Raw genomic sequence first — 19,303 nt, forward strand, 5'->3', positions numbered from 1 at the left:
CCGCTGTTTAGTAATTTTCGCCGTAGTCGTCGAAGGTTTCTTCGCTTGCCGAAGGCTCGTCTAGCGCCGGAATGCGCACGGTGAAGGTCGATCCAACCCCTGGTTCACTGTCGACGGTGATTTCACCATCGTGCTGGTCTACCAGCGATTTCACAATCGCCAGCCCCAGCCCGGAGCCGCCACCGGCACCCCGGGCGCGGGATGGATCTTCGCGGTAGAAGCGCTCAAAAATCAGCCCGGTTACTTCTTTACTCATGCCGCGGCCGTCGTCGGTGATGTCGATGCAGACGTAGCCCTTCGCGCTTTCCCCGTCTGTGCCCTTGTTGCCGTCTTTCCCAGCCTTGCCATTTTTGCCGTCTTCCTGGCTCCAGCCGCTGGTTTTCTCCTCGGCCTCGTAGTTATCGCCGGCTTCCTGCTGTTCGGTCGCAAGGCGTATACAATCGGCTTGGCTTTCCTTGCGCAGCGTCAGCGTGACTGAGGCCTCCGGCCCACCGTGGTTCAAACCGTTAGTGATGAGGTTCAGCAATACTTGGTGTAGGCGGTCTGGGTCGCCAGAAACCACCGGAATATCGGTGGTTTTATTTTCCACCCGGATGGTGCGTTCTGGGTAGGCGGCTCGTGCGGTACCAACCACCGCCAGGGATAGTTCCAGCACGTCGACGGTGCGTTTATCCAGCCGGGAACCTTCTGCCCGCGTAAGCGCCAGCAAGTCTTCCACCAACAACTTCATGCGCCCGGATTCATCGTCAATGGTGGCAAACACATGGTCCACATCATTGGTGGCTCCGGAGCGGTACAGCTCCACGTAGCCGCGCAAAGAGGTCAATGGGGTGCGCAGCTCGTGTGAGGCATCGCCGACGAAGCGGCGCATTTGTTCCTCTTTCGACTGCGCGGTTTCGACGGAATCCTGCAGCCGTTCCAGCATGATGTTCAAGGCAGCCGCCAGTTGGCCTACCTCCGTGTTCAGGGGCCATTTTGGCACGCGGAGGTCCAGATCACCTTCGGCAATATCACTGGCGGTGCGCTCCACAATCTGCAGGGGTTTCAGGGTTTGTCTAATCACCGCAAACGCCAATAATGCCAAAAATCCCAGCATGACCAGGCTGATTAAGGCCTGCAACATTGCCAAACCGCGTAGTAGGCCGTTTTCGCGTTCCAGGTTCTTGGCGACGATCGTCACCACGCCGTTCTGCTGGTTGGCCAGTGCGCGCCATTCTGGTTGCTGTGGCCCGTCAACGCTCGCTACGCTACGCGGCCCACCGCCGATGACCAGGTTGTTGATCTGCGGCAGGGTATCGCGGTCGTTATACACCCGCGAGGAACCATCCGGGAAGATGTGGATCACGGCGTAATCTGTGGGCGGGCTGGCGGAAAGGTTGCCGGAAAAGAGTTCGGAATTTTGTGCCCACCCGGCCATGGATTGGGTTAGGTCGTCGTCGACGCGCTGGTAAAAGACCTCACGCATGACGGAGTACACCGCAAACGAGCTAGCAAAAAGCCCGAAGGCAGAAACCAGGACGGTGAGCACCACCAGCCAGGTGCGCAGACGCAACGGCCGGTGGGTGCGGTATGCGCGGTAGGAACGGCGTTTGCGTTCCCCCTGCGTGCCCCATCCTGCGGTTGGTTCGGGGGCTTTCTGCGGCTCGGACTCGGACATTGGCGTAATTCTAGCGCTTCGGGCTCTGCTTTAACGGCATTAAGGCTTTAGTTACTTCAGCATTTTTAGCGGCGTGGTTTCCGCAGCACGTAGCCCACTCCACGCACGGTGTGGATCAGCGGGGTATCGCCGGTATCAATTTTGCGGCGCAGGTAGGAAATATAGGATTCCACCACGTTGCCGTCGCCGCCGAAGTCGTAGTGCCAAACGTTATCCAGGATCTTCGCCTTGGACAGCACTACTTCTTTATTCAGCATCAAAAAGCGCAGCAGGTTGAATTCGGTTGGGGAAAGTTCAATGAGTTCGCCGCCTTTGGTGACTTCGTGGGTGTCATCATTCAGCGTCAGATCGGCGTAGCTAATCGAGGAATCTTCTGCTGTATCCTCCTGCACATTGCCGCGGCGCAGTACGACGCGCAGGCGGGTGATAACTTCTTCGAGGCTAAATGGCTTGGTGATGTAGTCGTCTGCACCGATGGTCAGGCCATGGATGCGCGATTCGACGCCATCTTTCGCCGTCAGGTACAACACGGGGCCTTCCAGGCCTTCGGCACGTAGTTTTTGCAGCAACTCGTAGCCGTCCATGCCTGGCATCATGACGTCCAGAATATAAGCGTCTGGGCGGAATTCCCGGGCCACGCGCAACGCGTCTGTGCCGGAGTTAGCGCTACGCACGTCGAAGCCTTGGAACTTGAGGGAAACAGTTAAGAGTTCAACAATATTAGCTTCATCGTCAACAACGAGAACCTTAACGGGATCGTTATGGGTGTAATCATCCATGGAAATCACTGTCTTCTTTCTTGGTGCTGGTGTAACTAGTTTATCTAAGTCTTTTCTACGGCTAGGAACTTGCACCCAACTGACCGGACACTGAATAGATTCTGTGAGCACCCAAGGCCGCTGAACCAGTATTGTTGAACATATGGGATTTTCTGACCTCGTCCGCGCAGCCGAGCACAAGATCAACACCTACGGCGTCCAGCGTAAGACCCGGGCGGGTTGGCTGCCGAAAATCGTTCCGTACACCGGCTACGGCACCACTGAACGTGTGCACGTTATCGGGCGAATTCTTATGGACGATCCAACGTTCGATGATTCCGATTCTGCCGCTACCGGCAGCCACCGCACAGCTGCAGGACACGTGGAAAATTTCGCGCACGAGGCCCAGCGAGGCTACCGCCAATTCTTTACCGTCCAGGTGGGCGATCACCCGGTGCAGGTGCACGTCGGCGGCGAGGTGGTGCAAACCTATACTGATTCCAACGGCTATTTTGATGTGTCCATCGTCGGCCATGGCTTAGAACCTGGTTGGGGCGAGGTGGATGTCACTGCCGAGGGCGCAGAAGCTGTGAAGGCCAAAGTGCTCATCACCTCCAGTGAAGAGACCATCGGGTTGATCTCTGATATTGACGACACCATCATGGTCACCAACCTCCCGCGCGCCTTGCACGCGGCCTACAATTCTTGGTTCAAAAAGACGAACAACCGGCAACCGATCCCGGGTATGGCGAAGTTGTACAGTGAGCTGCTTAAGGACCACCCCAATGCCCCGGTGTTTTATCTCTCCACCGGTGCGTGGAACACTTTCCATACGCTCGAGCAGTTCATCGACGACAACAACCTGCCCCAAGGCCCACTGCTGTTGACCGACTGGGGGCCAACCCCCACCGGTTTGTTCCGTAACGGTTCTGAACACAAGAAAGTGCAGTTGCGGAACCTGATTATCGATTACCCAAATATCAAGTGGATTTTGGTAGGCGATAACGGGCAGCACGACCCACTCAACTACGGCGATTTAGCCATTGAGCACCCCGGTGCAGTCGCGGGCATCGCTATCCGTGAGCTCACCCCCACCGAACACATGCTTTCGCACGGCACGATGAGTTCCCTGACCGGCCCACCACGCACCAACCGGGGCGCCGTGCCGACGATTTATGGCCCGGATGGCCATGCCTTGCTGCGGGAGTACCGGCAGAAGCCGTTTGCCTAGTTGGCACAGCCGCCGCGAGCTTGGATGAGACATCACCTAATGGTGTTAATCTGCATCCATGACTGATGACTTATTGATCCGTATGCGCGATGTGCGGAAAAATTATGCGGCGAAATCCGGCACCGTGCATGCCTTGGATGGGCTAAACCTGGAGGTTGCGGAAGGAACAGTCCGGGGCCTGTTGGGCCCCAATGGTGCGGGTAAGACCACTACCGTGAAAGTCTTGACCACCCTCACGCGGCCGACTTCCGGCGAGGTCACCATCGACGGCCTGGATGTGGTGCGTCATGGCCACGAGGTACGCAACCGCATTGGGGTTTCTGGGCAAAACGCCACTATTGATGAGGAGCTCACGGCCAGGGAAAACCTCATGCTAGTGGGCCGCCTGTTCCATCTGGGCGATAAAGGTGCGAAAAAGCGCGCCGATGAGCTGCTCGAGATTTTTAATTTGGAGCACGCCGCAAACCGCCCGATCAAGAGCTTTTCTGGTGGTATGCGCAGGCGCGCTGATCTGGCGGCGTCTTTAGTAAACGATCCGAAGATTTTGTTCTTGGACGAGCCGACCACAGGCTTGGACCCGGCTGCGCGTTTGTCTTTGTGGGAAGTTATCAAACAGCGGGTGCGTTCTGGCACTACTTTGCTGCTGACCACGCAGTATTTGGAAGAGGCGGACTATTTGGCCGATCAGATCAGCGTGATTGACCAGGGCAAGGTCATTGCCGAAGGCACTGTCGATGAGTTGAAGTCTAGTGTCGGTGGCCAGCGGATTTCCGTGGTGCCGGTTAATCAGGCGGACCATGCTGCCGTACAGAGTTTATTGGATGCGGTTGCGGCCGATCACGGATCGGTGACCATTGATGGCAACGAGTTGAGTGTGTCTGTGCACGATGGTCCTGCTGCCCTGGAGCAGGTGGTGGCCAAGCTACGCGCGCAGGAGATCGCGGTGCATGATGTTGGGATGTCGCGCCCAAGCCTGGATGAGGTCTTTTTGGATCTCACTGGGCAAAGCGTTACTGGGGAAACCCACACGGAGAATACTGACGCTGGGGCGGGTATTCCGGCCCACGGCACGCAAGAATTTGCACAGAAAGGCGGCACTAACTAATGAGCGTTACGAGCCCTACCCCGGCTATTACTTCTGCCCCTGCGATGTGGCTTGCGGACGTCCGCGCGGTGGTTATTCGCAATTTGATTCGGATGCGCCGTTCGCCGGATATCATCGTGTTTACCGTGTTGCAGCCGATCATGTTTGTGTTGTTGTTTTCGCAGGTTTTTGGCGGCGCTATTGATATTCCGGGAATGAGTTATGAAAATTTCTTGATGCCGGGAATTTTTGTGCAGTCGGCGATTTTCGGTTCTACTACCTCGGGCCTTTTTATCGCGAATGATAAGAAGGATGGCTTGATTAGTAGGTATAAGACTTTGCCGATGGCGCGTTCGGCGGTGGTTTTTGGCCGCACGGTGGCTGATATCACGTTGGCGAGTGTCACTTTGTTGGTGATGGTGGTTACTGGTTTGGCGATTGGTTGGCGTCCGGAGTCTTTCTGGGGTTTTGTGCAGGGCTATTTGTTGCTGTTGTTGTTTGTGTGGGCTTTTTCTTGGTTGATGGTCACGTTGGGTTTGGTGGTTCCGCGCCCGGAGGCGATGAATTCGGCGACGTTTATTACGTTGTTTCCGTTGACTTTTTTGTCGAATGCTTTTGTGCCGCAGGAGACGATGCCTACGCCGTTGCGGGTTTTTGCGGAGTGGAATCCTTTGTCTGCTTTGGTGCAGGCGTTGCGTGATTTGTTTGGTAATAATGGCGCGTTGGAGACTCCGGATGTGTGGAGTTTGCAGAATCCGGTTGCGTTGGTGTTGGTTGGCGCTGCGTTGTTCTTTGTGGTTTTTTGTCCGCTTGCGGTGCGGGCTTATGACCGGAAGGCTTAGGTTTTAGCGTTTTTGGGCGCTTTGGTTATAGCAAAACGGGGCATCCGGTGTGATGGGCACTTGTTGAGAGTGCGTTCACACTAGATGCCCCGTTTGCTTTGGGCATTGCTTGCGCGTAGTGCCCGGTTGCCTGGGCTACGCGTCTGGTATCCCCCGGCCTGGGCCGGGGTTTACCGTGTCCTAGCTTTGTGCTGGGACTTCCGCGTTATTACTTGCGGTTGAACAGTCCTTGGAACCAGCCGACGATTCCGCGGGACTCTGTCTGCTGCTCACTGGAGGATGAGGACAGGTCGACCGAGGAACCAGTAGCCGAGGAGGACTGGTTGGCCTGGGTGTTCATGCAGTGCTGGTAGCTCAGGCCGGCTACGGCGATGGCAGCTGCTGCCAGGCCGATGTGGCGGTTTTCGTGAGCGAATTGACCCAGCTGCTGGTTGAACTGGTGTACGCGACCGTTGATGTGATCCAGAACGTCCAGTGCAGCGCGTCCTTCTGGTCCCACGCTACGACGTACTTGCTGGTCAATCGCGTGGATTTCGCGGTTGAACTGCTCACGCAGGCCGGCCAGGTGCGGGTTCATGACCAGTTCGTACATGTTGTGCAGTGGCGACAGCAGGATCAGCGGGATGGCGGTGACGCCACCGGCGAACACTGCACACTGCAGGTGACGCGGAATGTCGAAGTTGCTGGAGCCCAAGGAGGATCCTGGCAGTTCGGACGAACCTGGATTTGGCAGAGGCTCGTTGCCCTTGCCGACAGTCACAATGATCTGGTCGGATTCAGCTTTGTCGCCATCCTTTTGGGAAACGATGTACTGCGCTTCTGGGGTTGCTCCACCAGGTAGATCGATAGACCAGTTGCCATTCTCGTTCACCTTTGTGGTGGTGGAGAAGCCGTTAGGTCCGGTGACCGTGATGGTAGCGCCTGGTTTACCGGTACCGGTGATGATGTTGTCACCTGGGTGTACATCATTGACCGTTGGCGCTTCAGTGAAGACGTCACCTGCGGTGAGGTCATCGTTATCATCACCAGTCAGTACTGGAAGCTCTCCGAAGTTTCCTGGTACGAACTCTTCGCCAGTAACTGGTACTTGGGTGACGAAGGACTTGGTTTCTTTGGTTCCATCTGGGTAGGTGATGGAAACCTCGACGACGATTGAGTCGCCTGGCTTAGCATCAGCGCCTGGTTTGACGGTGATGTCGCCGTTTTCTTCCAGGTCGACGTCCCAGTCTTGCGTACCCTTGTTGTGGGTTCCGTGGCCCCAGCCAAGATCTACCTTAGTGCCGTGAGGCAAGGCATCACCAGTGTTCTTAACCGTGACAGGAGAGCCATCTTCAGGGGTGCTGGTATCAGCCCAGTTAGGCTCGATCATCTCAGCTTGACCGAAAGCTTCCTCAGCGGTGAGTTCGGTTTCTTCAGACTGCAGCATTGGACCGTACTCGCCAAAGTTTCCAGGTACGTACTCTTCACCGGAAACTGGTACCTGAACGATGAATTCTTTAGTCTCCGTTGAACCATCGGCGTAAGTGATTACCGCCTGGACCAAGACAGAGTCGCCGTGTTCAGCATCAGCACCTGGAGTGACGGTGATGTCGCCATTTTCTTCCAGCTCGACATCCCAGTCTTGCGTGCCCTTGTTGTGGGTTCCGTGGCCCCAGCCAAGTTCAACTGTGGTGCCGTGAGGCAACGCATCACCGGTGTTGTTAACGGTGACAGCAGAACCATCCTCAGGTGTATCGGTATCGTTCCATTCTGGGTCAAAACGATCGGCTTGGTCGAAGACATCTCCTGCAGTGATGTCACCGGAATCCTCACCTGTGATTGGACCGAACTCGCCGTGCGTTGTGTTCGGTGTATTCGGACGATCGGAACCTCCGCTATTTGGATAGTCCGGTTCGCCGAGATTTTCTGGGAAGAATCCTTCAAAGGTTAGAGGGACTTTGACGATGAAAGTCTTGGTCTCCTTGGAGCCGTCTGCGTAGGTGAGTTCCACGTGTACTTCGATGGAGTCCTCTGGCGCTGCATCGCCGCCTGGGATCACAGTAATTGATCCATTTTCTTCCAGGCGTACGGTCCAGTCCTGTTCACCCTTGTTGTGTTCACCGTAGCCAACCAACAAGTCAACATCGGTGTCATGAGGAATCTCATCGCCGGTGTTAGGAACGTTCACGCGCGAACCATCATCTGGAAGGTTGGTGTTCTTCCATTCTGGATCGACGACCTTGGAGATCTCCTTAGTCACCTTCGCATCAATCGGACCACCAACATTGTTGCCATCAGCATCAGTGATCTGAACCTTCGCAGCCTTCTCAGTAACACCATCACCCAAAGTTCCCTCAGGAACCGTAACAGTAATCTCACCAGTCTCCGGATCAACAACTACCTTCGCACCAGCAACAGGCTTGTCATCAATAGTGACGGTACCGCTCATACCCTCAGTCGGATTAGCAACCTTCTGACCAACCTTAGTCGGAGTACCCTCAGGCAGCTTATTACCACCCTCAGCAGCATCACCAGTAATAGAAGGAGCAGGAGCAGGAGTGGAATTCTTATCCTTAGGATTCGAACCCTTCTCAAGCTCGTCAGTATCTGCTACACCATCACCATCATCATCTGCATCAGTGGCATCAGGCTGACCATCACCATCGGTATCACGCTGAACAGTCAGAGTAAACGACTGCTTAGCCGCAGGCTCACCAGGAACCGTAACCTCTACCTCGAAATCACGAGAATCCTCAAACTTAGAGTTCTTTGGATTTTCCTGATCAAAAGAATCCTTCCAATCCGAAATCTGCGGAGTACCAGAAATCTCACCGGTCTCAGGATTAACGCTCAAACCATTAGGCAAACCAGAAGCAGTGATCTGACCCTCACCCTTGTTCTCTACAACAGGCTTAATCGGATCAATTTCCTGACCTTCAACAACACTCTTGGGTCCCAAACCAGAAATAGACGGAGCAGAATTCTTAGCTGGTGTGAAAACGACATCAACATGATCAGTCGACCCGTCCTCGTACTCAACCTTCACCGGAACGGTGGTCTCTGCAGTCACCGGATTATCGAGGGAAACCACACCAGTTTCCGAATCAACAGTCACCCCTTCGGGGGCACCTTCTCCCTTACCGAAGAAGGTTCCCGTTGGTTTTTCCTTGATCTCATCGGAATTGCCTTCAGCATGGAAGGTTGGCTTCTCAGAAGTCTTACCACCAGGCTTAGGCTTACCATACTTCGGCTGAACCTGCTCAGCAGTCTTCTTAGCAGCAGGCTTGAACACAACATTAGTTGTATCCGAAGAACCATCAGAATAGGTTACTTTAACCGGGACTGAGGTCTCTTGATCGACAGGTTGTGCTAGTGACACCACACCAGTATCAGCATTGACCGTTGCACCCTCAGGAGCACCATTTCCTAGGCTGAACTTAGTACCGTTTGGTTTATCAGCGGTTTTCGATTGATCATCTTGATCAACAAAACTTGGCTGCGCAGATTGTGTTCCACCATTTTCTACAGGTTTATATTGAGGCTCAACGTCTTCTGCAATGTCAGCCAAATTAGGGTTGAATTTTGGCACGTTCTTGCGTTCATACCATTTGCCAATCGAACCCATCGGCTGCCCGTACCAACCAGCAAATGTATCTATGTTTGGCGCCCCTTCATCAAATTTGATTTTCCCCTGAGAACGAAGGGACTCTGCTGGGATCGCGCCGACAAACACTGGATCTTTCATACCCTTCGGTGGCTGTTGTCGATTTGCCACCTGCGGATTTTTAGAATAAACTATTTCCTGATCAAAAGTCCATACATATTTCCTACGGTTTTGAGCATCTTCAAAAGTTGCTTTCATTGGGACTTTTACAGACGTACCGGCTGTCTTTGGACTTCTTCTTACATTTGGTCCAAGTGAAAACAGGATTTGACCGGTCTCTTCAACCACATATGGATGGTTGCTAGGCGAATTACTATACTTAGTCTCTTTATTTATAGGCGTGGTCACTAGTGAGCCATCATTTTTACGACCGACACCATACCAACCAGTATTCCCACCCCCTTGACTAAAAGTCCAGGTTGGATCTTGCAACTCAAATTTTGTCCCTTCCGGGAAAAATTCTCCCGCCAAAATTCCGGTTGTTCTTAAAGAACGTTTACCGGTTTTCTGACCAACAAGATCAATTTGACTGTTCGCATAGAACACGGGTGGATTGAAATCAAGTTTACCTGACCCACGTTCTTTCAGGTCTGATTGGTCGGCGCGCGCAGCAGCCGAAATCTCAGGGTAGGCAACGGACTGGGCGAATGGTGCAACCAGCGCCATAGAAAGAGCAGCGGCCGCGATGGTAACGCCTTTACGGCGCACTGCCTTGTTCATGGGAATTTGGTGATTCAAAATAATTCCTTCCGGGAATCAGACGTCGCCCCATATTTGGGGTCAGGGAATTTCAAGCTGAACAACAAGCTTGCTAGCGACAGGATACAGGCTTTTCAGGGATCGGCAAGCACCATTCGGCTGAAACCTAGCAGCATATCTGGGTTTTCGCATTAAATTTCCGCGTTCTATCGAACAATAGAGAGCTCTTAGCTGTGCGTTTCCCAAAAAATGTTGAACAACAATAGAACAAAAATCTTTATGCTTGTTGATAAAAATTACATTCTTGTAACGCCAGAGAATCAATAAAGCCACAAATCGGCACGCACAAGGCGCGGGGCCGAATTACCAGACAAGGGAAAATAACAGTAATTCCCCTGGCAGTAATCGACCCCGCCAGGGGAATGCTGAGCTGGAGACGAGACTCGAACTCGCAACCGACGCATTACAAGTGCGTTGCGCTACCAATTGCGCCACTCCAGCACCGTGCAACCGTTTCTCGCAACCACCGCTGAATTTACACAGCATTGCGGTATGCGCGGGGCACGAGAAAACATTTTAGCCCAGGCGTCGGCAAGAGAAAAATTACCGCGCCAGCCAGGGCACTCTTCCGGGCAAAAAGCCACACCGCCAAAACATGTAAAATCCCCACAGACTGTACAGACCACCCCCAGCAACCGCGCGATATGAGGTATAGCCACTGTGTCTTGGTTGAACAACCTGAAAACAAACCTGCGGGGCACCGGCTCCAAAATATCCACCGTCGACGCCGCCAAAGCCGCACCGCCACCATCGCCACTGGCACCGGTGGATCTCACCAACCCCGCACACCTGACCGGAGTCATGGAAATCGCCGCCCGCATCGGGGAAATCCTGATCTCATCCGGCAACTCGAACTCAGACGTGCGCGCACAAATCCACTCCGTGCTTAGCGCCTACGGCCTGTACCAGGCACACGTGGATATCACCACAAAAACAATCACCATCCACGCCAATATCGGCACCATCAACGAGCGCATCCCTGTCAACGTCTTCCGCGTGGCACCAGACTTGACGGTGGACTTCTCCAAACTCACCGCCGTGGACCGGCTAATCCGCTCCATCCAGTCCGGCGCCACCCCGCCAGAACGCGCCGAGCAGATCCTCGACAACATCATGGCCGAAGTACCGCCACACTCGCCGAAGATGGTCAACGTCGGCTGGGGCATGCTGGGCGGCGGTGTATCCGTGATGCTCGGTGGCGACGCCGCAGTGGGAATCCTGGCGTTCATCATCTCGTTTGCGATCATGGCCACCAACTCCTGGCTTTCGAAATTCCGGCTGCCCGCGTTTTACCAAAACGTGGTGGGCGGATTCATCGCCACGGTGCCCGCAGCTGGGTTTTATACCTTCGCGGGCAATATCGGCTGGACCTTCTCGCCGTCATACCTGATTGCTTCCGGCATCATCGTGCTGGTGGCAGGTTTGACGCTGGTGCAGTGCTTTGTCGATGGCATCACCGGCGCCCCGGTCTCCTCCGCAGCGCGCTTATTCGAAGCCATTCTGATGACCGGCGCCATCGTCGGTGGCGTGGCACTAGGCATTCAATTCGCCATCCTGGTCGGCTGGCAGCTACCACCGCTAGAGCACACCAGCCCACCAAACGCACACGAGATCCCGCTGCGCATTGTGCTCGGCGCGCTTTCTTCTGCTGGTTTCGCCTTCGCGTGCCAGGCGCGCCGTGCCGCAGTGGCGGTGGCCGGCGCCACCGCTGGAGCAGGCATGATCTTCTACTACGGCATCATGGTGCCCCTTGGCGCCGGCGTGGTGCTGGCCTCGGGCGTAACCGCGGGAATCATCGGCCTGGCCGGTGGTTTGCTGGCTCGCCGTTATGAAATCCCACCACTAATCGTCGCCGTGTGCGGCTATACCCCCATGCTTCCCGGTTTGATGCTCTACCGCGGCATGTACGCGATGATCAACGAGCAAGCCATCGTCGGCTTTTCCAATGCCGGTGGCGCCATCGCCATCTCCGCAGCCCTGGCAGCCGGTGTGGTCTTCGGCGAAAAAGTAGCCCGCAACCTACGCCGCCCCCGCTCCTACCGCGCCTACGCCGCCGTGCAACGCGCCGGACGGTTCTCTTACCGCCAGGCCGCCAAAGCCGCCGCCAAAGGCAGCTCCGCAGCGCGGCGCATCCCCCGCGGCAACAGCGGAACCAACGCGGGCAAGCAGGCGTCGGCAAGCACCAACGTCAACAGCGACGCGCACGCCGCGCAAACACGGCCCTCAGAAACCCAGACCTCACAGCGCAAAACCGACCACACATAGCGTAGAATGGCTTAGTTGTAGGTAAGACGCACAGCGTTGTAGGTAAAACGCACAGCAGACCCAAAAACGATACCGTTCCAGGAGGAAGCACTCCATGCCACCAAAGGTCACTGACAAGCATCCCGAAGTAGAACAAGAACAGGCAGTCGAAGAACAAACCGCTTCTGCCGCCCGGCGCATCGTTGCCACCTACGCCGAAGACTTCATGGATGGCGTGACCCTGATGTGCATGCTCGGTGTAGAACCAGAAGGGCTCGTGCACTCCAAGGTTTTGGCCGAGCAAAACCCGCAGCCGGCAGACGATTCTGCAGAGGGCTCCGGCACGGCCAAAAAGACCACCAAAAAGACTTCCAAGAAGGCATCGAAGAAAGCCACCAAGAAGTCCAGCAAAAAGTCGACGAAGAAGACTGCTAAAAAGGCCTCCAAGAAGTCGACGAAGAAGACCGCAAAGAAGTCTGCGAAAAAGACCTCTAAGAAGGCCACCAAGAAATCCACAGCCAAGAAATCTGCTGACTAAGCCTGCCGGAACGGTGGCACGGTGAATAAACGAAATGGTGATTGAGGTACCACGGTGAGTGTTGGGCACAACGGGCACGGCGTCGGCGCGCATGATTTCGTGGTGGTCGCGAACCGCCTGCCCGTGGACCTGCTCAACAACGCCGACGGCACCACAGAATGGAAAGCCTCGCCCGGCGGGCTGGTCTCTGCGCTTTCCCCCATTTTAGAATCCCGGCAAGGCTGCTGGGTTGGCTGGCCCGGTGTGGCTGATGCCAGCCCCGAACCGTTTTACAACGACGCCGGGGCACTGCTGCACCCGGTCACGCTTTCAGAATACGACTACGAGGCGTTTTACGAAGGATTTTCCAACGCCACCCTGTGGCCGCTCTACCACGACCTGATTGTTCCCCCGACCTACCACCGCGAATGGTGGACGGCCTACCGCGAAGTCAATACACGCTTCGCCGAACACGCCGCCGCCGTGGCCGCACCCGGGGCCACCGTGTGGGTGCAGGACTACCAACTGCAATTAGTCCCCGGCATTCTGCGCCAACTACGCCCGGACGTGCGCATCGGGTTTTTTGCACACATCCCTTTCCCACACCCGGATATCTTCCGACAACTGCCCTGGCGCCACGAAATCATCCGTGGGTTACTGGGCGCCGATGTGGTGGGATTTCAGCTCACCACCGATGCCAACCACTTCTTACAGCTGGTGGCTGCAGGATATGGGGTCTCCAACCATGACGCCCGCGATAGCCTGGAATCAGCGCCGCAAGGGCAGGGTTTTTCTGCACTAGGTACTGCGAGTTTGCGGGAAATTACTGCGCGCATCACCACCCCGGATTCCCGCGAGGTTGGGGTGGCTGCATTCCCTATCTCTTTGGATTCTGCAGCACAGCTGGAATTCACAGACGCCGATGCTGCAGAAATCACGCGCCTACGGGCAGCTCTTGGCAACCCGCAGGTGGTGTTTTTAGGTGTAGACCGGCTGGATTACACCAAGGGCATCGTCGAACGGCTACAAGCTTTTGAAGAATTGCTAGAAGCCGGGGTGCTACACCCGCGCGAAGTATCCTTCGTACAACTGGCTACCCCCTCCCGCGAACGCATCGAGCACTACCGCAAAACCCGCTCGGTGGTGGAAGAAGCCGTCGGGCGCATCAACGGACGTTTTTCCACCTTCGGCCACCCCGTGGTGCACTACCAGCACACCAGCGTGCCCAAACAAACACTGCGCCGCTATTACCGCCTGGCCGATGTCATGGTGGTCACCCCGTTTAAAGACGGCATGAACCTGGTGGCGAAGGAATACGTCGCCTGCCACAACGACGGCACCGGCGCGCTAGTGCTTTCCGAATTTGCGGGCGCAGCCAACGAATTACCGCAAGCGGTGCTGTGCAATCCTTTCGATATGGAATCGATCAAAGCCGCGATGGTCACCGCCGTGGCCGGGCTACGCGAGCACCCGGAGCGCATGCGGGACCGTATGCAGCACATGCACGCCCACGTGTTGGAATACGACGTAGCCCGGTGGGCGCAGTCTTTCCTGTCCAACTTGGATAGGTTCGGCTCGGAAGAACTCAACCTCAGCAAATTCGCTGCCGGAAGTGGTGAGCGCCCATGAGATTGAGCTTTCGCCGCAGGCGCAGCTGCAACACCGGCCACAGCGGCAGTTACAGCGCCAGCTGCAGCCCGCACCCCAGCGCGAATCCCAGCCGTCGACAAGTGCTGGCCGGGGTGCTGCTCAGCGCCAGTGTGGGCTTAGCTGCCTGCGGGAACGAAGAAACCGGCGCCCTATTAGATTCCACATGGCAGATCACCCACATCTATTCCGCGCCAGAAGACCCCACCGAAGTACCAACCGATATCGCCGGGGTACCGCGCCTAGGCTTTAGCCAGAACAGCATGGCGGGATACACCGGCTGCGCACCACTGCAGGCCCAGGTGAGTTTCAGCGATGACTCCGGCGCGTCCGTCGCCGCTAGTGAAGCCAGCTTTGTGCTGCTCAATGAAGTCATCAGCGACGAGATCGATACCGAATGCACCGGAACCGCCGCCTGGGTACACAGCCACATTGCCGGCTTGTTGCAGTCCGGCAACCGCTTCGCCTTGCACTTTGACAGCCGCGGCGAGCTAGTCATGCAGCTTGACGACGGGCAGCCGATCAATTCACCTGCACTGCGCATGTTCGTGCTGTAGTAGGCCACCCGCCGAGCCACTATCATGTGGGGCATGAACACCCCGCACTCTCTAGCCACACACCCGGCTTTTGTGGCAGCCACAGAAACCCCACGCCTGCTAGTCGTCTCCGATTTCGATGGCACGTTGGCGGGTTTTGATCCTGACCCCTATGCCGTGCACGCCCACCCCGGTTCGCTGCAAGCACTTCGGGAACTATCCGAGCTGCTCAACACCACCGTCGGGGTGCTATCCGGCCGACACGTAGCTGGTTTAGAAAAAGTATGCCCACTGGAACCGCCCATATTGCTGGTTGGCTCGCACGGAGCAGAAGACCGCGACGGGGCCACGATACCGCTGACGGCGAAGCAACAGAACTTCTTAGACGACGTCGGCGCCGAGCTGGAAGCTTTAGCCGCGCAACACCCCGGCACCTACGTGGAGAACAAGCCATTCCAACGGGTGTTTCATGTTGCTCCCCTGGCAGTGGAGGACCCAGCGGCTGCACAGGAAATCTTGGCGCGTGCCCGCCAGGTCGATGCGCGCGGGTTCCCCGTCACCCCCGGAAAGAATTTGGTGGAGTTTTCTGCCCTAGAAATCACAAAAGGCACCTGGCTGCAGCGCGAAAAACAACGCTTACAGGCAGATGCCGTGGTGTTTTTCGGTGACGATACCACCGATGAAAATGCCTTCGCCGTGCTCGGCCCCGATGATGTGGGAATCAAGGTCGGGGCCGGTGCTACCTGCGCGGGCCACCGGGTCGCAGATATTGACGAGGTGGCGAACGTATTGCAGGACCTAGCGGCCCGGCGCGGCAGGTACCTCGCTAGGGATTAAACGGCCGGGGGCAAAGGCGGCAGCGAGGGATTTAGTGCTCATCCCAGTGGCCGTCGTGGAATGCGTGGCGGTGGCCATCGTGCACGTAGTCCACGTGGTCATCGTGTGGCACAGCGACGTGTCCGCAATTTGGGCCATGCTCGTGCTCGTGGGTTTCGTGTGGCTGGTGCTGCTCGTTTTCGCACTCGTCCCAGTGGCCTTCGTGCTCGCGGTGCAGGTGGCCGTCGTGCACGTAGTCAACGTGATCATCGTGTGGGATAGCAACGTGACCGCAGTTTGGGCCGTGCTGGTGGGTGTGCTCTTCGTGGATTGCGTGAGTCATTTTCTGACATCCCTTCCGCCTCGTTTTCAGTACATTTTCATTAAACATCATTGCCGATGGATTTTCAACAAGCAGACGTTAATGAAAATGACACCGTTTACGGCTTAAGCATGACCTTGATGGCTTCACGACGGTCCATAGCCGCATAACCTGCGGCAGCATCATCCAGCGACAGAGTTTTATCGAAAACATCACCCGGTGTGATCTTGCCCGCAAAGATTAAATCAACCAATTCTGGCAGGTATTTGCGCACTGGAGCCGGGCCACCTTCCAACGAAACCATCGAAGCGAATAAATCCTTGCCATCCAGTTGCACCCCATGGCTAACACCAACGAAGCCCACATTGCCGCCGCGGCGGGTAGCACCAATGGCTTGTTTCATCGAACCATCCGTGCCCACGGCCTCAACACAACCATGCAAGCCCAAACCGTCGGTCAGTTCTTTTACTTTTTCAATAAATTCCTCACCACGCTCGGCGATAATGTCCGTGGCACCAAATTTCTTCGCCAGCTCCTGGCGGGTTTCATGCCGGGAAGACACCACGATGCGCTCCGCGCCCATCTGCTTGGCAGCCAGAACCGCAGACAAGCCCACGGCACCATCGCCGACTACGCCAATAATCTTGCCTGCACCAGCACCGGCAACATCTGCGCCATACCAGCCAGTACCCAGCACATCAGAGGCAGCCAGCACGTGACGCAACTGGTCCTCATTTGGTTCGGCAGGCAACTTCACCAGGGTGCCGTCGGCAAGCGGGACACGAGCAAATTCCGCCTGAGTGCCCACACCACCCATAAACTCGCGATTTAAGCAGCCAGAGGGGTAACCCGCCTGGCAGATTTCACATTTACCGCAGCTAGCGACGAAAGAACCAACAACCCAGTCGCCAACCTGAATATCCTGAACCTCAGAACCGATTTCGGTGACTTGGCCGACATACTCGTGGCCCATGCGAGCACCTGGGTTTACCTCTTCGTCACTGCGGTACGGCCAAAGGTCAGAGCCGCACACGCAAGCCGCCGCAACTTTGATAACGGCGTCGGTAGGTTTTTCTAGTTGTGCATCGGCGACATTTTCAACACGGACATCGCCGGCAGCATGGATGGTCACAGCGCGCATGTATGTGCACTCTCCTTGTCATGATTGAATTTCTGCTTTTGTGCAGAATCCCGATTCTAAGAAGCAGAACACACTGGGGCTGGGTGCAATTTTCAATAAGGGATCACAAGCTAGGAAAATGCAGTTGACACGGCAACTTTATGCAATCTGCTACGCGCAGCCGCTTAGCTGCGGGCAAACTTTTTCTGCCAAGCCGTGTCGAATTTTGGAAGCAAAGCCCATGAGATGCGTGAATTCATCACGATGCGCATGGACATGAATGTGCGAACTCGGGCGGTGAGAATCCTGCTCCTTGACGTACTCCACACGAAACAACGGTGCTTCGGTATCACTGCCATAAGGCATCACACGAATCGAGGACTTCTCAACCGCTAGATGCTTCCCTTGAGAATCCCAAGTGCAATTAATCTTCATCCCCAGGCCTAAAACCGGCCATCCCCGAGACTTCAACTTCACCACTTTGGGTAAGTCTTCTTTCTGCGCGAACTGAATAACAATGGAATTACCGCGTGCGGATTGCGCAATCACGGTTTCAAGAACAAAGTCATTGTCAGCAAAATATTCCAGCGCATCCGTCAATGTCCAAGCCAGCTCATCAGCTTTAGCCTCTAACAATTTTTCATCAGCACTACTCAATGCCAAGCAACCACCTTAAAGTTTCAATCCGGTCCCACACACCCGCTTCTTTCGGGGAAAGGCTATACGTGTAAGCGCGTGCTTCAAATTCTTCGATTCCACCTTCCACGCTTGCCTCTAAATCCTGTAATTGCCGGGCGGCTTCTTCTTCTGTCAGATGGATATGGCGAACGGCCATCATTTCCTCCTTTCCATCACGTCGATATTCTGCCTTCTACCGCTCACATAACTACAGATTCTGCGCAATTTCCATAGAACGCGAGTTCTAATTATGTGGTGGGGCTACCGTAGAACCGGAATATAACGAAGTCCCCAAAATCCTGCGCACAGGCGTACTATCCGGCTCGTCAATCAACCCACGCAGCACACGCCCGGCCGCAGCCCCCTTGGCTTTGTTCGGCTGGATGATCGTCGTCAAACCAGCATGCCGAGCTTCCGCGATACCGTCGAAACCAGTCACCGAAAGCTGTTCCGGAACCGAAATCCCGCGCTCACGGGCCTCGTTCAACACCGCCAAAGCCATGGAATCAGTAGTGCAGACAATCGCGGTCAGTTCTGGATGCTTATCCAGCATCTCACGGGCGGCACTGCGCGCATTATTGGCGTCGTTAATATGCCGTGAAATCACCGGAATCTGCACGGGATCCAGCCCGGCGCGCCGACACTCATCCAACACGCCGGATACCCGCCCGCGCTGCACGTGCATGTCTGCCCCAGGAATATCGGCTGCAGCCACAGCCCCATCAACACGCTGCTGGAACAGCCGGATCGACAACACACCGATGCGCCGGTGGCCCGCTTCCAACACGGCACGGGCAGCCGGGCGGATCGCAGCATCATCATCAATACCCACGAAAGGCGCGCCAGAATCCGTCGGCTGGTCACACACCACCACCGGCAACCCACGCGCGCGGGCCGCCCGCAAATAGGGATCGTTCGCAGCCACCGAATAAATAATGAAACCATCCACCCCAGCCTGGTTCACTGCAGTGGTGGCTGCGGTAGTGGTGGCGTCGGCAAGCGTGTCCGGGCCCGCGGGAATCAACGTCAACGAAAAATCGGTGCCGTGGGTGGACTCGGCAATCCCGGCCAAAAAATCCACCGATGCCATGTCCTCGAAGGCATAAGACAGATGTTCGGTCAGCACCACACCCCAGGAACCAGCATGTTTGGTGCGCAACGAGCGCGCCGTCGGGTCCGGCCCCGGGTAACCGCGGGCTTTCGCAGCCGCCATGATGCGCTCACGGGTGGCCGCGGACAACTGATCCGGGCGGTTATAGGCATTAGAAACCGTCGTACGGGACACGCCCAGATCAGCGGCAATCGATGCCAAAGTTCCTTTGCTGAGCCCAGACCGTGATCGCGGTGCCATGCGGGTGATTCTACCGGGCTTCGGCCAGGCCATTCTTCACCGCCTTGACGACGAGCAAGCACTCCGATTTTTGTGGCCCACCGCAAGCCAGGAAGACG

16 protein-coding genes and 1 tRNA gene are annotated in these 19,303 nt (G+C 56.0%); 8 read left to right on the top strand and 9 right to left on the bottom strand.

Annotation, left to right across the window (positions count from 1 at the left end; genetic code table 11):
• Window positions 1-7: 7 nt before the first annotated feature.
• Window positions 8-1,657, bottom strand: coding sequence for a cell wall metabolism sensor histidine kinase WalK (locus HMPREF1292_RS01160; RefSeq protein ID WP_023018373.1), 1,650 nt, complete (start codon window positions 1,655-1,657; stop codon window positions 8-10).
• 65 nt (window positions 1,658-1,722) lie between these two features.
• Window positions 1,723-2,436 carry a response regulator transcription factor gene (locus HMPREF1292_RS01165; RefSeq protein ID WP_023018374.1) on the bottom strand — a complete coding sequence of 238 codons (714 nt, stop codon included), beginning with the start codon at window positions 2,434-2,436 and terminating at the stop codon, window positions 1,723-1,725.
• 142 nt (window positions 2,437-2,578) lie between these two features.
• Here HMPREF1292_RS01165 and HMPREF1292_RS01170 point away from each other — a divergent pair, with 142 nt between their 5' ends.
• From HMPREF1292_RS01170 to HMPREF1292_RS01180, 3 genes are read left to right on the top strand one after another with little or no spacing between them, the layout of a single operon-like run.
• Complete coding sequence (locus HMPREF1292_RS01170) at window positions 2,579-3,646, top strand: App1 family protein (protein WP_023018375.1); 1,068 nt, start codon at window positions 2,579-2,581, stop codon at window positions 3,644-3,646.
• Between the two features lie 58 nt (window positions 3,647-3,704).
• Window positions 3,705-4,751, top strand: a complete 1,047-nt coding sequence (locus HMPREF1292_RS01175; RefSeq protein WP_023018376.1) for a daunorubicin resistance protein DrrA family ABC transporter ATP-binding protein — start codon at window positions 3,705-3,707, stop codon at window positions 4,749-4,751.
• The gene (locus HMPREF1292_RS01180; protein ID WP_023018377.1) at window positions 4,751-5,572 is read left to right on the top strand and encodes an ABC transporter permease; all 822 of its coding nucleotides are present in this window, start codon (window positions 4,751-4,753) and stop codon (window positions 5,570-5,572) included. Before HMPREF1292_RS01175 ends, HMPREF1292_RS01180 begins: the two co-directional genes overlap by 1 nt.
• 208 nt (window positions 5,573-5,780) lie before the next feature.
• Here HMPREF1292_RS01180 and HMPREF1292_RS01185 read toward each other — a convergent pair whose 3' ends face one another.
• Together HMPREF1292_RS01185 and HMPREF1292_RS01190 are read right to left on the bottom strand one after the other, a co-directional pair.
• Entirely contained in the window at window positions 5,781-9,326 is a 3,546-nt protein-coding gene (locus HMPREF1292_RS01185) for a Rib/alpha-like domain-containing protein (RefSeq protein ID WP_156912290.1), read from the bottom strand.
• A gap of 1,016 nt (window positions 9,327-10,342) precedes the next feature.
• A tRNA-Thr gene (locus HMPREF1292_RS01190) sits at window positions 10,343-10,415 on the bottom strand.
• A 219-nt stretch (window positions 10,416-10,634) separates the two neighbouring features.
• Here HMPREF1292_RS01190 and HMPREF1292_RS01195 point away from each other — a divergent pair.
• The 5 genes from HMPREF1292_RS01195 (at window position 10,635) to otsB (ending at window position 15,755) form a co-directional block, all read left to right on the top strand.
• On the top strand, window positions 10,635-12,239 hold the full coding sequence (locus HMPREF1292_RS01195; protein ID WP_023018379.1) for a threonine/serine exporter ThrE family protein: 1,605 nt from the start codon (window positions 10,635-10,637) through the stop codon (window positions 12,237-12,239).
• 94 nt (window positions 12,240-12,333) lie between these two features.
• Entirely contained in the window at window positions 12,334-12,756 is a 423-nt protein-coding gene (locus HMPREF1292_RS01200; RefSeq protein WP_021352422.1) for a hypothetical protein, read from the top strand.
• A gap of 54 nt (window positions 12,757-12,810) precedes the next feature.
• On the top strand, window positions 12,811-14,364 hold the full coding sequence (locus tag HMPREF1292_RS01205; RefSeq protein WP_023018380.1) for a trehalose-6-phosphate synthase: 1,554 nt from the start codon (window positions 12,811-12,813) through the stop codon (window positions 14,362-14,364).
• The gene (locus HMPREF1292_RS01210; protein WP_023018381.1) at window positions 14,361-14,939 is read left to right on the top strand and encodes a hypothetical protein; all 579 of its coding nucleotides are present in this window, start codon (window positions 14,361-14,363) and stop codon (window positions 14,937-14,939) included. The genes HMPREF1292_RS01205 and HMPREF1292_RS01210 overlap by 4 nt, the downstream gene beginning before the upstream one ends.
• Before the next feature lie 33 nt (window positions 14,940-14,972).
• On the top strand, window positions 14,973-15,755 hold the full coding sequence (otsB, locus tag HMPREF1292_RS01215) for a trehalose-phosphatase (protein ID WP_084521377.1): 783 nt from the start codon (window positions 14,973-14,975) through the stop codon (window positions 15,753-15,755).
• Window positions 15,756-15,786: 31 nt separating this feature from the next.
• Here otsB and HMPREF1292_RS01220 read toward each other — a convergent pair whose 3' ends face one another.
• The 5 genes from HMPREF1292_RS01220 to HMPREF1292_RS01240 form a co-directional block, all read right to left on the bottom strand.
• The gene (locus HMPREF1292_RS01220; protein ID WP_027018179.1) at window positions 15,787-16,077 is read right to left on the bottom strand and encodes a hypothetical protein; all 291 of its coding nucleotides are present in this window, start codon (window positions 16,075-16,077) and stop codon (window positions 15,787-15,789) included.
• Between the two features lie 97 nt (window positions 16,078-16,174).
• The gene (locus HMPREF1292_RS01225; protein WP_023018384.1) at window positions 16,175-17,197 is read right to left on the bottom strand and encodes an alcohol dehydrogenase catalytic domain-containing protein; all 1,023 of its coding nucleotides are present in this window, start codon (window positions 17,195-17,197) and stop codon (window positions 16,175-16,177) included.
• Between the two features lie 150 nt (window positions 17,198-17,347).
• Entirely contained in the window at window positions 17,348-17,839 is a 492-nt protein-coding gene (locus tag HMPREF1292_RS01230) for a hypothetical protein (RefSeq protein ID WP_126856492.1), read from the bottom strand.
• On the bottom strand, window positions 17,826-18,014 hold the full coding sequence (locus tag HMPREF1292_RS01235) for a hypothetical protein (RefSeq protein WP_027018181.1): 189 nt from the start codon (window positions 18,012-18,014) through the stop codon (window positions 17,826-17,828). Before HMPREF1292_RS01235 ends, HMPREF1292_RS01230 begins: the two co-directional genes overlap by 14 nt.
• A gap of 84 nt (window positions 18,015-18,098) precedes the next feature.
• Window positions 18,099-19,205: a LacI family DNA-binding transcriptional regulator gene (locus HMPREF1292_RS01240; protein WP_034644950.1), complete on the bottom strand. Its 1,107-nt coding sequence runs from the start codon at window positions 19,203-19,205 to the stop codon at window positions 18,099-18,101.
• Between the last annotated feature and the right edge of the window lie 98 nt (window positions 19,206-19,303).

Source organism: Corynebacterium sp. KPL1995 (assembly GCF_000477935.1).
In the GTDB taxonomy this organism is placed as follows: domain Bacteria; phylum Actinomycetota; class Actinomycetes; order Mycobacteriales; family Mycobacteriaceae; genus Corynebacterium; species Corynebacterium pseudodiphtheriticum.

Coding starts and splice junctions, on each gene's coding strand:
- HMPREF1292_RS01160 (WP_023018373.1), bottom strand. CDS start 1,657: ATGTCCGAGTCCGAGCCGCAGAAAGCCCCCGAACCAACCGCAGGATGG.
- HMPREF1292_RS01165 (WP_023018374.1), bottom strand. CDS start 2,436: ATGGATGATTACACCCATAACGATCCCGTTAAGGTTCTCGTTGTTGAC.
- HMPREF1292_RS01170 (WP_023018375.1), top strand. CDS start 2,579: ATGGGATTTTCTGACCTCGTCCGCGCAGCCGAGCACAAGATCAACACC.
- HMPREF1292_RS01175 (WP_023018376.1), top strand. CDS start 3,705: ATGACTGATGACTTATTGATCCGTATGCGCGATGTGCGGAAAAATTAT.
- HMPREF1292_RS01180 (WP_023018377.1), top strand. CDS start 4,751: ATGAGCGTTACGAGCCCTACCCCGGCTATTACTTCTGCCCCTGCGATG.
- HMPREF1292_RS01200 (WP_021352422.1), top strand. CDS start 12,334: ATGCCACCAAAGGTCACTGACAAGCATCCCGAAGTAGAACAAGAACAG.
- HMPREF1292_RS01210 (WP_023018381.1), top strand. CDS start 14,361: ATGAGATTGAGCTTTCGCCGCAGGCGCAGCTGCAACACCGGCCACAGC.
- otsB (WP_084521377.1), top strand. CDS start 14,973: ATGAACACCCCGCACTCTCTAGCCACACACCCGGCTTTTGTGGCAGCC.
- HMPREF1292_RS01220 (WP_027018179.1), bottom strand. CDS start 16,077: ATGACTCACGCAATCCACGAAGAGCACACCCACCAGCACGGCCCAAAC.
- HMPREF1292_RS01225 (WP_023018384.1), bottom strand. CDS start 17,197: ATGCGCGCTGTGACCATCCATGCTGCCGGCGATGTCCGTGTTGAAAAT.
- HMPREF1292_RS01235 (WP_027018181.1), bottom strand. CDS start 18,014: ATGATGGCCGTTCGCCATATCCATCTGACAGAAGAAGAAGCCGCCCGG.
- HMPREF1292_RS01240 (WP_034644950.1), bottom strand. CDS start 19,205: ATGGCACCGCGATCACGGTCTGGGCTCAGCAAAGGAACTTTGGCATCG.